The 14,693-nt window shown below is 71.7% G+C and carries 10 protein-coding genes; 3 read left to right on the forward strand and 7 right to left on the reverse strand.

The window, feature by feature from the left end; all coding sequences use genetic code 11:
• Window positions 1-71: 71 nt before the first annotated feature.
• Genes AB0K10_RS10735 through AB0K10_RS10750 form a run of 4 tightly spaced genes read right to left on the reverse strand, consistent with a single transcriptional unit; the run spans window position 72 to window position 6,090 of the window.
• Window positions 72-1,715: an extracellular solute-binding protein gene (locus AB0K10_RS10735; protein ID WP_363682072.1), complete on the reverse strand. Its 1,644-nt coding sequence runs from the start codon at window positions 1,713-1,715 to the stop codon at window positions 72-74.
• A gap of 45 nt (window positions 1,716-1,760) precedes the next feature.
• A complete protein-coding gene (locus AB0K10_RS10740) occupies window positions 1,761-2,699 on the reverse strand; it encodes a carbohydrate ABC transporter permease (RefSeq protein WP_363682074.1) in 939 nt (312 codons plus the stop codon).
• Window positions 2,696-3,688, reverse strand: coding sequence for an ABC transporter permease subunit (locus AB0K10_RS10745; protein ID WP_363682076.1), 993 nt, complete (start codon window positions 3,686-3,688; stop codon window positions 2,696-2,698). Before AB0K10_RS10745 ends, AB0K10_RS10740 begins: the two co-directional genes overlap by 4 nt.
• Window positions 3,685-6,090: a glycoside hydrolase family 3 N-terminal domain-containing protein gene (locus tag AB0K10_RS10750; protein WP_363682078.1), complete on the reverse strand. Its 2,406-nt coding sequence runs from the start codon at window positions 6,088-6,090 to the stop codon at window positions 3,685-3,687. Before AB0K10_RS10750 ends, AB0K10_RS10745 begins: the two co-directional genes overlap by 4 nt.
• 316 nt (window positions 6,091-6,406) lie before the next feature.
• On the opposite strand from AB0K10_RS10750, the gene AB0K10_RS10755 reads away from it, so the two are divergent.
• From AB0K10_RS10755 to AB0K10_RS10765, 3 genes are all read left to right on the forward strand, one after another.
• Window positions 6,407-7,441, forward strand: coding sequence for a substrate-binding domain-containing protein (locus AB0K10_RS10755; protein ID WP_363682080.1), 1,035 nt, complete (start codon window positions 6,407-6,409; stop codon window positions 7,439-7,441).
• Window positions 7,442-7,455: 14 nt separating this feature from the next.
• Entirely contained in the window at window positions 7,456-8,466 is a 1,011-nt protein-coding gene (locus AB0K10_RS10760; RefSeq protein WP_363682082.1) for an acetylxylan esterase, read from the forward strand.
• A gap of 268 nt (window positions 8,467-8,734) precedes the next feature.
• Window positions 8,735-9,931, forward strand: a complete 1,197-nt coding sequence (locus AB0K10_RS10765; protein WP_363682084.1) for a cellulose binding domain-containing protein — start codon at window positions 8,735-8,737, stop codon at window positions 9,929-9,931.
• A 268-nt stretch (window positions 9,932-10,199) separates the two neighbouring features.
• Here AB0K10_RS10765 and AB0K10_RS10770 read toward each other — a convergent pair whose 3' ends face one another.
• The 3 genes from AB0K10_RS10770 to AB0K10_RS10780 are packed head-to-tail and all read right to left on the reverse strand — an operon-like array spanning window position 10,200 to window position 14,664.
• Window positions 10,200-10,667, reverse strand: coding sequence for a MaoC family dehydratase (locus AB0K10_RS10770; RefSeq protein WP_363682086.1), 468 nt, complete (start codon window positions 10,665-10,667; stop codon window positions 10,200-10,202).
• Window positions 10,668-10,683: 16 nt separating this feature from the next.
• Window positions 10,684-11,832 carry an acyl-CoA dehydrogenase family protein gene (locus AB0K10_RS10775; protein ID WP_363682088.1) on the reverse strand — a complete coding sequence of 383 codons (1,149 nt, stop codon included), beginning with the start codon at window positions 11,830-11,832 and terminating at the stop codon, window positions 10,684-10,686.
• 60 nt (window positions 11,833-11,892) lie between these two features.
• Entirely contained in the window at window positions 11,893-14,664 is a 2,772-nt protein-coding gene (locus AB0K10_RS10780; RefSeq protein ID WP_363682090.1) for an AAA family ATPase, read from the reverse strand.
• Between the last annotated feature and the right edge of the window lie 29 nt (window positions 14,665-14,693).

The raw sequence follows: 14,693 nt of genomic DNA on the forward strand, positions 1-14,693 counted from the left end.
TTCGCTGCGGTGCGCGGGTGACGGTGTGCGGCCGGTCCGGTCGTGACGGGCACGACCGGACCGGCCGACAATCAGCCGTGGTCCTTCTGGTACCTGTCGTACGCCTTGTTGACCATGGTCAGGTAGGCGTCCATGTTCTTGCCCTTCAACTCGGCCACGTAGGCGTCCCACTCGGACAGGTTCCGCTGGCCGAGCGCGAACTGCAGGGTCGCCTGGTAGACGGCGTCCTTCAGCGGCGTCTCCCACAGTGACGCCTGCTCCCGCTCCTCGTCGTTGAGCGGGTGCGGCGGGGGCACCGCGACCGGCGGACGGGCGTTGAGCACCTTCTGGAACTCCTGCTCCTCGGGAGCGAAGAAGCCCTGCACCAGCTCCGGCTTGCCGCCGTAGGCGAAGACACCGTTGTAGAAGCCGAAGTCCTTCTGCAGATGCTTGGGCGCCTTGGGGTTCAGGCCGATGACGTTGACGTCGGGCGCCAGCTTGGGCTTGCCGGCGGCGTCCCGGACGAACGTCGTTCCCTCGACGCCCCACTTGGCGAACTCCTGGCCGGCATCGGAATACCAGAGCCAGTCGATGAACTGCATCATCGCCACGAAGTTCTTGCTCTCGCGGGCCTTCGAGGAGATCATCACGCCGTTCTCCAACCGGCTGGCGGGGTTGACCTCACCGGCCGGCCCGATCGGCAGCGGAATCTTGGAGATCGTCGCCTTGGGGTTGGTCTTCGCGAGGTCGGGTCGGTAGTCGTTCACCACGGCCTGCGCGTTGGCGCTGATCACGAAGGACTTGCCGTTGGCGAGCTTCTGCCGGGCCTGGTCGTCGGTCTGGGTGAAGCTCTCCGGGTCGAGCAGCTTCTCCGACACCAACTTGTTGAGGTACTGGAGCATCTGCTTGTACTGCTCCGTGGCGCCGGTGTAGACGAACTTCTTGGCGTTCGCGTCCCACGAGGTGTGCTGGAAGTTCCAGCCCGCGCCCTGGAGCCCGTACGAGACAGCCAGGAGGTTGAGCAGGTTGCCGGCCGGGTTGGGCTTGCTCCACCGGTCGGAGAACGGATACACGTCCGGGTACTTGGCCTTCATGGCCTTGAGCACCGTGTACAGCTCGTCCCAGGTCTTCGGGACCGTGAGGTTCAACTCGTCGAGGATGTCGGTCCGGATCGCCACCGAGTAGTCCTGCCAGGGCTTCTCGTGCAGCCCCGGCAGCAGGTAGAACTTGCCGTCCTCCTGGCGCCGCCCGTCGATCTCGGGCTTGAGGTTCCACTTCGAGATCTTGTCCTGCAGGTTCGGCATCAGGTCGAGGTAGTCACTGACCGGCAGGATCGCCCCGGAGGAGACGTAGGCGTCCTCCTGGGCGGGGTACGTCTTCGGAATGATCAACGGAGCGTCGCCGGCGCCGATCAGCAGGCTGCGCTTCTGCTCGTAGTCGCTCAGCGGCACGGCGACCGGCGTGAGGGTGACGTTGGCCCGCGACTTCAGCTCCTTCCAGAACAGCCAGTCGTCGCGCAGCGGGTAGTTCGGATGGTTGTTGTAGAGGATGGAGAAGGAGACCGGCTCGCTCGCCTTGAACTGCTTGCCGATGCCGTAGTCGGCCATCGCACCGGCCCGGTTCTCCGACAGGTCCTTGGCGTCGGACGGGTCGTCGCTACAGGCGGCGATGCTGGTGGCCGCGAGCAGGGCGGCTACTGCCGCTGTCGCGGCGCGGCGCCACGATCGGTGGAGCATGGCGGTCCTTTCGGGTTCGGTGGAGGGAAAAGGTGGACGTGCCGGTCAGCCCTTGACGGCGCCGAGCATCACGCCGCGGACGAAGTACCGCTGGACGAAGGGGTAGACCGCGAGAATGGGCAGGGTCGTGAGCACGATCGTCACGGCCTTGATCGTCGCGTCGGCCTGCACCTCGTCGGCCTCGGCGATCACGCCGACGTTCTCCGCGCCGGTGGCCCCCGCGATCAGGTTGCGCAGATAGACCGTCACCGGCCACAGCTCCTGCTGGTCCATGTAGAGGAAGGCGGCGAACCAGGAGTTCCAGAAAGCCACCGCGTAGAACAGCACCATCGTGGCGACGATCGCCTTCGACAGCGGCAGCACGATGCGCAGCAGGATCCCGTACGTGTTGAGCCCGTCGACTGCCGCAGCCTCCTCCAGGTCGGTGGGCAGGCTCTCGAAGAACGCCTTCATCACCAGCAGGTTGAACACGTTTATCGCGTTGGGCACCGCAATGGCCCAGACGGTGTTCTTCATGCCCAGGCTCGTGACCAGCACGTAGTTGGGGATCAGGCCGCCGGTGAAGAACATGGTGAAGACCGCGATACCGATCAGCGCCGTACGGCCCCGCAGGTGCTTCTTGGACAGCACGTACGCGTAGCAGGTGGTCAGCACGATCGAGATGGCGGTGGCGACGACCGTGTAGAACAGGGTGTTGCGGTAGTTCGTCCAGAACAGCGAATCGTTGAGCACGAGCCGGTAGGTGTCCAGGTTGAACCCGAGCGGCACGAGGTTGACCTTGCCGCCGATGATGTACTGCTCGTCGCTGAGCGAGCGGGCCACGACGTTGACGAACGGGTACAGCGTCACCACCACGACGATGGTGAGCACTATCGCGTTGCAGGCCTGGAAGACGCGGTAGCCCCGACTCGGACGGATGCCGCGCGGTCGCGCGGGGGTTGGCAGGCCGCTCCCGGTGGCGGTGTCGGTGGCGTCGACTGTCACCACAGGCTCGTCCCCACCGTGCGACGGGCGATCAGGTTCGCCGTCAGGACCAGCGTGAGCCCGATGACCGCCTCGAACAATCCGATGGCGGCGGCATAGCTGAAGTTGCTGGACCCGAAGCCCATCCGGAACAGGTACGTGGAGAGCACATCGGCGGTCGGGTAGGTCAGCGGGTTGTAGAGCAGCAGGATCTTCTCGAACCCGACCGCCATGAAGTTGCCAATGTTGAGGATCAGCAACGTCACCATGGTCGGGCGGATGCCCGGGAGCGTCACGTGCCACGTCTGCCGCCACCGGTTGGCGCCGTCGATCCGGGCCGCCTCGTACAGGTCGTCGTCGACGGTGGTGAGCGCCGCGAGGTAGAGGATGGTGCCCCAGCCGACCGTCTGCCAGACCTCTGACGACACGTAGATGGTCCGGAACCACTCGGCGCGTTGCAGGAACGGCACCGCATCGCCGCCGGTGGCCTGCACGATCTGGTTGACGGTGCCGTCGACCGAGGTCAACTGCATGACCATGGCCGCCACGATCACGATCGACAGGAAGTGCGGCAGGTAGGACACCGACTGGACGAACCGCCGCAGCCGGCGGGCGCGCACCTCGTTGAGCAGCAACGCCAGAACGATCGGCAGCGGGAAGCAGAACAGCAGGGTCAGCGTCCCGAGCACGAGCGTGTTGGTGAAGACGTCCCAGAAGGTGGGGTCGGTGAGGAACATCCGGAAGTACCGCAGCCCCACCCAGTACTCGCCGAAGATGCTCCCGCCCGGCTTGAACCGGCGGAAGGCGATCACGTTGCCGATCATCGGGAGGTACCGGAAGACCAGGAAGAACAGCAGCGGCAGAACGGCCAGCGAGTAGAGCTGCCAGTCCCGGCGCAGCGCCTGCCGCCAGGTGCGACGTCGACGCGGCGCCCGCGGCGCGGGAACGGTGGCCTCCGCCGGAACACCGGGCGGCGCCGGCGGCGGTGGCCGTAACGTCTCGGATGTCATCCTCGGCCCTCCTGTGCGGAGTGCGCGACGGCCACCAGGGGCTCGATCCGCACCGACGTGAGTAGTTCCCGCTGGTGGCCGACCTGGCGCTCGGCCCCGGTGAGCCGCAGCGGAAGGGCCGCCGCCATCTCTCCGCTCGACCGCCCGAACCGCAGCTCCACCGCGCCGGGTTCGACGATGCGCCGACCGGACCGACCGGTGAACGACGCCATGTCGGCCGGTACGCCGAACGTCACGTGGGCCGCCGCGCCGGGCTCCAGCGGCACCCGGGTGTAGCCGACGAGCCGGATCACCGGGCGGGTGGTCTGCGCCACCGGGTCGTGCAGGTAGAGCTGCACCACCTCGGTGCCGGCCCGGTCACCGGTGTTCGAGACGGTGATCCGCACCAGCGCCTCGCCGTCGACGGGCCACGCCACCGTCTCGGCCCCCGTTGCATCCGCCGGCTCCACGACAGTGGCGTCGGACCACTCGAAGGTCGTGTAGCTCAGGCCGTGGCCGAACGGGTACGCCGGTGTCGGGTCGATCGAGGACACCTTGCTGCGGTGCCCGAGTGGCGGCGACAGGTAGGTGCCCGGCAGCCCACCGGCGTCGCGGGGGACGCTGACCGGCAGCCGCCCGGACGGGTTCACCGCGCCGGTGAGCACCTCGGCGAGCGCCTGCCCGCCGAGCTGGCCGGGAAAGAACGCCTGCACGACGGCCGCCGCGGCGTCGAACTCCCTGCCGAGCGCGTACGGCCGGCCGGTCATCAGCACCAGCACGACCGGCGTGCCCGTGGCGAGGACGGCCCGGACGAGCTCGGCCTGCACCCCGGGCAGCCGCAGGTCGGCGGCGTCGCAGCCCTCACCGGAGGTGCCCCGGCCGAACATTCCCGCCCGGTCGCCGACGGCGAGCACACACACGTCGGCGGCGGTGGCCGCGGCGACCGCGGCCGGGATGCTCGAGGTGTCCTCGCCGGTGATGGTGCAGCCCGGCTCGTGGGTGAGCAGGGGGACCCGGCGGGCCAGTTCCTCACGCAGCGAGGCGATCTCGAGACCGAGGCCGTGGTCACTGTGGTTGACGCCGACGTGGTTGGGGAAGGAGTAGCAGCCGAGCATCGCCATCGGATCGTCGGCGACCGGCCCGACCAGGGCCACGCGGCTCGCGACGGGCAGCGGCAGGACGCCGCCGTTGCGCAGCAGGACGACGGACTCGCGGGCCAGGCGTACGGCGATGTCCCGGCCGATCTCGTCGTCGAGGCGCAGGTCCGCGATGTCGTCGGGCAGCTCCCGCCAGTCCTCGTCGAGGAGGCCGAGCTCGATCTTCTGGATCAACACCCGACGCAGCGCCCGGTCGATGAGCGCCTCGTCGATCTCGCCGGCGTGGACCGCCTCCACCAACGGGTCGCCGAAGGCGTCCACGGTGGGCAGCTCGACGTCGATCCCGGCGCGCAGGGCGAGGTGGGCGGCGTCGGCGGACCGTTCGGCGACACCGTGCAGGGTCTGCAGGAACCGGACGGCGAAGTAGTCGGCGACCACGGTGCCGGTGAAGCCCCACTCGTCGCGCAGCAGCCCGGTCAGCAGCTGCTCGTCCGCGGCGGCCGGCATGCCGTCGATCTCGGCGTACGAGTTCATTACCGAGCGTGCGCCGCCAAGGCGCAGGGCCATCTCGAACGGCGGCAGGATGACGTCGGCCAGTTCGCGGCGCCCCATCGACACCGGGGCGAGGTTGCGGCCACCCCGGGAGGCGGAGTAGCCGGCGAAGTGCTTGAGGGTGGCCACCACGCCGGCGTTCTCCAGGCCCCGCACGTACGCCGCGCCTGTCGTCCCCACCAGGTACGGGTCCTCCCCGATCGTCTCCTCGGTGCGGCCCCAGCGGTAGTCGCGGGTGACGTCGACGACGGGCGCGAGCCCCTGGTGTACGCCAGCGGCGCGCATCGACCGGCCGATCCGGCCGGCCATCTCCTCGACCAGGGCGGGATCGAACGACGCGCCCCAACCCAGCGGGGTCGGGTAGACGGTGGCCCGCCAGGCGGCGAACCCGGTGAGGCACTCCTCGTGCACCTGGGCGGGGATGCCGAACCGGCTGGCGGCGACGATCTGCGCCTGGGAGGCGGCCAGCGACCGGGCGCCGAGCACCGGGTCGACGGGCGCGGTGCCGAACGGGCGGGTGAGCTGGCCCAGCCCGTGGGCGATGACGGTGTCCCAGGCCGGTGTCTCGGCGACCATGTCGGACTGGTGGGGGGCGACGCCCTCGCCGGAGGCGTCCGCGCCCACCCAGACGCCGACGAGCTGGGCGATCTTCTCCCGCACCGACATCAGCGGGAGCAGCGCCTCGGCCCGCTCGGCAGGTGACAGCCGCGCGTCGCGCCACGGTGTGGCGTCGCGGGACGCCGTTTCGCCGTCGGCGGGCAGCTGACTTCTCATGCCGAGACCCCCTAGCTCCGGCCACGTTCCCGCATCCTCGTGGGATCGGTCCGTGGCGGACGGTGTGCGACCCGAAACTTTCCGGAAACCCAAGCAACCTTTTCGGCAACCTAAGTCCACCGCCCGGATGTAGTCAAGGGGCTCGATCGGTCGTGGAACGACTCCGTCGTACGACGCGTTGCACCGGCCATTGCGCTGAGTCATGAACGCGCCCGGAAACGGTCCCGGCAGCAGCCGATCCACGCTCGCAGCGACCGTCCTGACCGGACGATCGTGCTAAGGTCTTCCGAAAATTTCGACGCTGCACGAGGCTGCGATGACAGAGCACCGCCCGCTCGGCCCACCCGCCTCCACCACCATCGCGACGATCGCCCATGACGTCGGCGTCTCGGTCGCCACGGTGTCCAAGGTCCTCAACGGCCACGAGGATGTCGCTCCCGGCACCCGCGCCCGGATCGAGGAGAGTCTCGATCGTCACCAGTACCAGCGTCGCGCGCGGCGGTCGCCCGGCGCGGGGCGGATCGATCTCGTGTTCCACGAGTTCGACACCGGCTGGGCGATGGAGGTCCTGCGCGGCGCCGAGGCGGTGACCAGCATCGCCGGCATCGGCCTCGCGGTCTCCCAACTCGACGGTGCGCACCGCCCACCCCAACGGTGGCTCGACGCGCTGCTCAGCCAACGCCCGTCGGGTGTGCTGTTCGTCCTCTGTCACCTGGCCGAGGCGCAGCAACAGCAGCTGCGACGTCAGGGCGTCCCGTTTGTCGTGATCGACACCGACAGCGCGACCTCGGCCTCCGTGCCCACGGTCGGGTCGAACAACTGGAACGGTGGCCTGCTCGCGGCTCGCCACCTGCTGGAGCTGGGCCACCGACGAAACGCCGTCATCTCCGGGCCGCCCGACGTGCTGTGCAGCCGGGCCCGGGCTGCGGGCTTCCAGCACGCCCACGAGGAGATCGGGTTGAGCGTCGACCCCGACCTGGTCCGCTACGGCAGCTTCTCCGCAGGCGCCGGGCACGCCCACGGCCTCCAGTTGCTGAACCGGCCGGACCGGCCCACGGCGATCTTCGCCGGCTCGGACACGCAGGCCATGGGGGTGCTCCGGGCCGCCCGGCAGTGCGGCCTACGCGTCCCCGAGGACCTCTCGGTGATCGGGTACGACAACCTGCCGGTCGCCACCTGGACCGACCCGGCTCTCACCACCATCAACCAGCCGCTGCGCGACATGGCGGGCATCGCCACCCAGATGCTGCTCGACCTGGTCGGGGGCAACGGCCCGGCGACCAGCCGAATCGACCTGGTGACCGAGCTGGTCGTCCGGGAGAGCACCGCACCCCCCGCCCAGCAGCCCTGACCCTGCGAGGAACCGTGCCCCACTCCGACCCCGTTCTGGACGAGCTTGAGCGGTACGCCCCGGCCGTCGCCGAGCCCGAGGACTTCGACCAGTTCTGGCGTGGCACCCTGGCCGAGGCCGCCACCCGTCCGGTGCTCGTGGACGTCCGTCCCGAACCCACCGATCTGCGCCTGCTCGACTCCTGGGACGTCACGTTCGCCGGCTTCGGCGGTGACCCGGTGCGAGCCTGGTACACCCGCCCGGCGGGCGTGCGGGGGCCACTGCCCGCCGTGGTGGAGTACGCCGGCTACGGGCGCGGGCGCGGCCTGCCGCACGAGCGGCTGACCTGGCCGGTCGCCGGATACGCGCACCTGTTGATGGACAACCGCGGCCAGGCGGGGCAGCACGGCGCGGGTGACACCGCCGACCCGCACGGCAGGCCCGGTGGCCCCTGGCCGGCCACCTGGGGAATCCTCGATCCGCACGACTACCACTACCGGCGTCTGATCACCGACGCGGTCCGGGCCGTCGAGGTGGTTCGCGTCCTGCCCGGCGTCGACCCGGGCCGGGTCGCCGTGGTCGGCAACAGCCAGGGCGGTGGCCTGGCCCTGGCCGTGGCCGGCCTCGTCGACGACCTCGCGGCGGTGCTGACGACCGCCCCGTTCCTCTGCGACGTCCAGCGTGCCGTCACGCTCAGCGACGTGTCGCCGTACGGTGAGATCGGCCGGTACCTGGCGGTGCACCGGGAGGCCGAGGACGCGGTCCGCCGCACGCTGTCCTATGTCGACGGGGTGACCTTCGCCCGGCGGGCGACCGCGCCGGCGCACTTCGGCATCGGCCTGCGCGACACCGTCTGCCCGCCGAGCACCGGCTTCGCCGCCTACAACCAGTACGGCGCCGCGACCGGACGGCCGGCCCCGCCGCAGCGGGAGATGCACGTCTACCCGTTCAACGGGCATGAGGGCGGCGAGGCCGTGCACGTCCGACGGCAGCTGCGCTGGCTCGCGGCGACGCTCGCGCCGAACGACACGGTGGGCGGGGACTGACCGCCTCGCCCACTCCCGACCATCGTCGACGTTCGATCCGTTGCCGGTGTTAGCGATAACAAGCTATGGTGCGTCCGGGCGGGGTGCAGGGCACATCCCGGCCGGGTCTCATCGATCCGTCGTCTCCGATCGTCGATGACCAGTGCGTACGACCAGCGGTTCTGACGTCCGGGTTCCTGGTCCTCGCGCAGCTCACCCTCGCGTACCGTGCGGTTGCGCCTCGTCGGCGGGCCGCGGTCGTCGCGCCCCCACCACCTGAGGAAGCCCCATGAGCAGATCGATCCTCGGCAACCCCGTCCCCCCGCCGCCCGCCACCCCCACGACGCCGAGGCACCGCCGGGCCCGACTGTGGTGGGCGGCCCTGGCCGCCGTCGCGGCCATGACCGCCGCCGTCCCGGTGGCGACCGCGCCCGCGAGCGCCGAGTCCAACGGCGGGGTACGCGTCATGCCCCTCGGCGACTCGATCACCGACGGTTTCAACGTCGCCGGTGGCTACCGGATCGAACTCTGGCAACGGTTCGCCTCCGGCGGCTACCGGATCGACTTCGTCGGTTCCGGGTTCAACGGCCCGGCCAGCCTCGGTGACCACGACCACGAGGGCCACTCCGGGTGGACCATCGCCCAGATCGACGCCAACATCGTCAACTGGCTGCGCGCCACCAACCCGCGCACCGTGCTGCTGCACATCGGCACCAACGACATGTACGGGGACACCTCCGGCGCTCCGGCTCGGCTGGCCACCCTTGTCGATCGCATCACGAACACCGCGCCGAACGCGGACGTGTTCGTCGCGACGATCATCCCGAAGTCCGGCGCGGACAGTCAGGTCCGCGGCTACAACGCGGCGATCCCGGGGATCGTGCAGACCAGGGCCGCCGCCGGTAAGCACGTCCACCTGGTCGACATGTACCGCGCGCTGACGCTCAGCGACCTGGCCGACGGCGTCCACCCCAACGCCACGGGTTATCGCAAGATGGCAGTCGCCTGGTACGACGCCCTGCGCACGGTGCCCGGCAGCATCGGGGGCGACACGCCTCCCACCACCGCGCCACCGACCACGGCACCGCCCACCACCGCGCCGCCCACCACTCCCCCGCCGACGACCCCGCCGCCCACCACCGGACCGCCGACCACGCCGCCGCCGTCGGAGGGCTGCCGCGTCACGTACACGGTCAACGCCTGGAACAACGGGCTCACCGCGTCCATCTCGGTCGCCAACACGAGTAGCAGCGCGATCAACGGCTGGGCCCTGGCGTTCACACTGCCGGGCGGCCAGAGCATCACCGGCGGCTGGAACGCCGGCTACTCGCCGACCAGCGGGGCGGTGACCGCGCGCAACGTCTCCTACAACGGCACCATCGCCCCGAACACGTCTGTCGACATCGGCTTCCAGGCCACCCACACCGGCAACGCCGGTAAGCCCTCCGCCTTCACGCTCAACGGCGCCGCCTGCACGGTCGCCTGACGCTCCTAACCGACCGCGTGACCGCCCGGGGCGGGCACACCTCCCCACGCCCTTTGCTCTGCTTCAATACACGCAACACGAACGGCTCAAACTGGTGCGCCGGTTGAAGCAGAGCAAAGGGACCGTAGGTGGTCCCTGACCCCGCGCCGGTAATGCCCGCCAACGCGGTGCCGTGCGGGGCCCGGACCGACGACGGGCGGCGAGGGCGGCGACGGATGCCGTCGCCGCCCCCGCACGGACGGATGGGTCAAGCGGTGCGGGAAGACAGTCAGCCGTCCGCCTTGCCGTAGAGGCGGCTCACCGTCTCGGCGACGCACACGGGCTTGCCGCCGCCGTCGCTCTCCACGGTCACCGCCGTCACCATCTGCACCCCGCCACCGCTGACCGGTGACACCTCCGCGATGACGGCGGTGGCCCGCACGGCGGCGCCGACCCGCAGCGGCGCGGGGAAGCGCACCCGGTTCAGCCCGTAGTTGACTCCCATCGTGACCCCCTCGACGCGGTAGAGCTGCCCGGCCAGCGCCGGCAACAGCGACAGGGTCAGGTAGCCGTGCGCGATCGTGGCGCCGAACGGCCCGGCCGCCGCGCGGACCGGGTCGACGTGGATCCACTGGTGGTCGTCGGTGGCGTCGGCGAAAAGGTTCACGCGGTCCTGCTCGATCCGCTGCCAGGGGCCGGGCCCGAGGGTCTCGCCGACCGCGGTGGTCAGCTCGTCGACGGAGGTGAAGACTCGCATCCGGGTGTCCTTAGAACTAGAAGGCGTTGACGCCGGTGAGCGCGCGTCCGATCAGGAGCTGTTGGATCTGGCTGGTGCCCTCGTAGAGGGTGGCGACACGCGCGTCGCGCAGGTACTTGCCGACGGGGTACTCGTCGATGTAGCCGTACCCCCCGAAGACCTGGACCGCGTTGTTGGCCGCGCGGACCGCGGCCTCGCTGGCGAAGAGCTTCGCCATCGACGCTTCGGTGGCGAACGGATGGTCGCGGTCGATCAGGTCGGCGACCTGCCAGACCAGCAGGCGGGCGGCCGCGGTGTCCACGGCGATGGCCGCGAGCAGTTGCTGGACGAGCTGGTGACCGGCGATCGGCTTGCCGAACTGGGTCCGCTGCCCGGCGTAGCCCACCGCCGCGTCGAGGCAGCCCTGCGCGATTCCGACGCAGCCGGCCGCCACCGACATCCGCCCCTTGGCGAGGGTGGCCAGGGCCAGCCGGAAGCCGGCGCCCTCGGCGCCGAGGCGGGCGGTGTCGGGCACTCGCACGTCGTCGAGACGCAGCTCACCGGTGGCCTGCCCGCGCAGGCCGAGCTTGCCGTGGATCTCGCGCCGGGTCAGACCCGGACTGTCGGTGGGCACCAGGAACGCGGTGATGCCCCGGTGGCCAGGGCCGCCGGTGCGGGCGAAGATCAGGGCGACGTCGGCGGTCGTGCCGTTGGTGATGAACGTCTTCGTGCCGGTGAGCAGCCAGTCGTCGCCGTCGCGGACCGCGCGGGTGCGCAGCGCGGCCGCGTCCGATCCGCTGTCCGGCTCGGTCAGCCCGAAGCAGCCGAGCGCGGCGCCGGAGCAGAGCCGAGGCAGCCAATCGGCCCGCTGCGCGGCCGACCCGTGGGCGGCGATCGACTTGGCGACCAGGCCGAGCGAGACGGAGACGATGCCACGCACGGCCGAGTCGCCCCGGCCGAGCTCCTCCAGGACCAGGCAGTACGCGAGGTGGTCGCCGCCGGAGCCGCCGTCGGCCTCGGCGATGGTCAACCCGAGGAAACCCAGGTCACCGAGTTTGTCGACGATGGCCGGGTCGACCGACTCGCGCCGATCCCACTCGGCGGCGTACGGCGTCAACTCCCGGTCGGCGAACTCGGCGGCGAGCTGGCGGACCGCTGCCTGCTCGGCGGTCAGGGTGAGCTCCATGACGCATAAACTAGCGGTGATAGTTTACGCCGTCCAGACCGGACGGCGGGCGGGCTGCCCTCACCGGTCGGAGGTCAGACCGGCGTGCGGCTCGGCCGCGAAGGTACGGGCCAACTCGGTACGGGAGCGGATGCCCAGCCGGTGGAAGACGTTGCGCAGGTGGTGGTCGACCGTGCGGGTGGACAGGAACATCCGGGCGGCGATCTCCCGGTTGGTGGCGCCCTCGGCGACCAGTTGCGCGATCCGCAGTTGCTGGCCGGTCAGCAACCGCGCCGCCGGCAGGTCCGGCGGACCGACCGACTCCCCGGCAGCGCGCAGCTCGGCCGTGGCCTGCTCGGCCCAGCGATCCGCGCCGAGCAGCGTGAACGTCTCCCGAGCCTGGTGCAGGTGCCCCCGGGCGTCCCGTGGACGTCGGATGCGCCGCAGCTCCTGGCCGAAGAGCAGCTCGGTACGCGCCCGTTCGAAGGCGCCGTCCTCCGTCGGGTGCAGCCGCAGCGCGGTCCGGAACTCCCGCTCTGCCTCGACGCCGCCCCGGGGCGCGAGCAGCGCGTGACACCGGGCCGAGAGCGCGCGGCGAAGCGGGCTCGCGGTGCTGCTCGCCCACCTGTCGAAGGCCGCGAGCGCCGTCGTGGCCGCCGGCCGGTGCGGCAGGTGGGCCGCCGCCTCCACCAGGTACGGGGTGGCCATCACCTGGACGAGCACCTGGCCCCGGCCGGTGCCGAGCCGGGCCAGCGAGGCCAGTCTTGCCGCCGCCTCGGCGTGTCGACCGTCGACGAGGTCGAGCACGGCCAGCGCCCATCCGGCGAGCGCGTGTGGCCGGCTACCCGGTGTCGGCGTCGGGCCGATCTCCCGGATCCGCCGCAGGCTGGTTTCCCGGTCGGCCCGGACGGCCGCCAGCACGGCGAGCATGCCCAGATGGACATTGGCGCAGTTGAACTGCCCGGCGGCGCGGGCGACCCGCAGCCCGTCGCAGGAGGTCTCCGCCGCCGCCTCGTGCCGCCCCAACCAGTACTCGGCGACCGCGCGCAGCTCCAACGCCCGGGACAGCATGGACAGTTCGCCCCGCTCCCGCGCCAACCCGACGGCGCGCTCGGCGAGCCGGTGCGCGGCCCCGTCCACGGCGACCACCAGCCCGGCCGCCGCCGCGCAGGTGAGCGCGGTCGGGGTCAGCGCCGGCCCGGCCAACCGGCCGCCCAGCACGACGGCTCGGCGCAGCGCGGGCCCGGCCCGCTCGTGGTCACCCCGCAGCGTGGCGGCCACCCCGGTGACGAGGCAGCCCGTCAGCTCCACCGCCGGCGGGTCGTTCGGGCGCCGCAGGGTCGCGGCCCGACGGCCGACCTCCGCGTACCGGTACTGGTCGCCGGCGAAGCACACGGCCTCGCCGGCCCGTGCCAGCGCCTCCATGGCAACGGCGCGGTCGGCCCCGGCCACCGTTCGCGCGGCGGACAGCAGCGTGGCCGCCGCGCCGGCGGCGTCGTCGCAGCGCAGTTGCAGCTCGCCGCGCAGCAGCCCGGCGTGCCCGGTGACGGTCGGATCCACGCAGGTCGCGCGGAGGCGGTCGAGCAGGAGCCGGGTCTGGCCGGGTTGGCCGGCGGCCCAGGCGTAACGGGCGGCCGCGAGCAGGCGGGCCGCGGCGTCGCTCGGGCGGTCGCTGAGCGCGGCGGCCCGGCACAGCGCTGCCGACGCCACTGCCCAGCCGTTGCGCCCACCGACCGCGGCCTGCTCCAACTCGTCGGCGAGGGCCGGATCGGCGCCCGCCGTCGCGGCGGCGAGGTGCATGGCCCGGCGCAGCCGCTGCCCGTCCCGGTCGAGGACCTCCGCTAGCAGCCGGTGTGCCGCCCGCCGTTGCGCGAGCGGCGCACCGGCCGCGACCATCGTGCGGGCCAGCGGCTGCGCGAACGTGACACCCCCCGGCTCGACACGGACCAGGCCGGCGGCCTCGGCGGGGGCGAGCGCCTCGACGGCCAGGCCGGCGGCGTCGGCCGCGCGAATGAAGGTCGCCGGTTCGTCGGACTCGTCGAGCGCGGCGAGCAGCAGCATCCGGCGGGTGTCCGGCGGCAGCCGGTCGAGGCGGGTCCGGTAGGCATGGGCGAGCGCGCCGTCGGCCGGCGGCGCGGCGGGCAGCGGCTCCTCCCCACGCCACTGTCCCGGGCTCAGCACCTCGGCGAGGTCCACGAGGGCCTGCGGATTGCCGCCGCCGACCCCGGCGAGCGTGGCCGCGACCGGCGCGGCGGGTCGCTCGGGCAGCCGGTCGGTGAGGACAGCGATGCTGTCCCGTTCGCTCAACGGCGCAAGCCGGTACGCCGCGATGCCGTCGACGGTGGCGGTGGCGTCCGCGGTGAGCAGGACGGCCGCCGGCAGGTGCCGAAGCCGGCGGGCGACGATCGCCAGCACCTGCGCGGTCTGCGGGTCGCCCCGGTCGACGTCGTCCATGGTGGCGAGCAGCGGTCGTTCCCGGGCGGCCGCGGCGAGCAGGCCGAGGACTGCCACCGACAGGGCCAGCCGACGCTCGGGCGGGCAGCCCTCCCCGTCCAGCACGCGGCACAGCAGGTGCCGTCGGGGCTCGGGCAGGGTGGTGACCCGGTCGAGCACCGGTTCGAGCAGGCGTTGCAGGCCGGCGTACGGCAGCGTCGCCTCCTGGGGCAGCCCGGCTCCGGTGAGGACTGTGCAGTCCTTCGCGTACCGGTGGGCGTAGGAGAGCAACGCCGACCGGCCCGACCCCGGCTCCCCGTGCAGCAGCAGCGCTCCGCCGCCGCCGTCGCGCACGCCGTCGAGCAGACTCCGGATGGCCCGGCACTGGTCGTCCCGGCCGCGCAACACGGTTATTTGCACTGAGTATGCAGTAACCATGTGCCCCAGTG

The sequence above is a fragment of the Micromonospora sp. NPDC049274 genome, from assembly GCF_040678875.1.
GTDB lineage: Bacteria > Actinomycetota > Actinomycetes > Mycobacteriales > Micromonosporaceae > Micromonospora.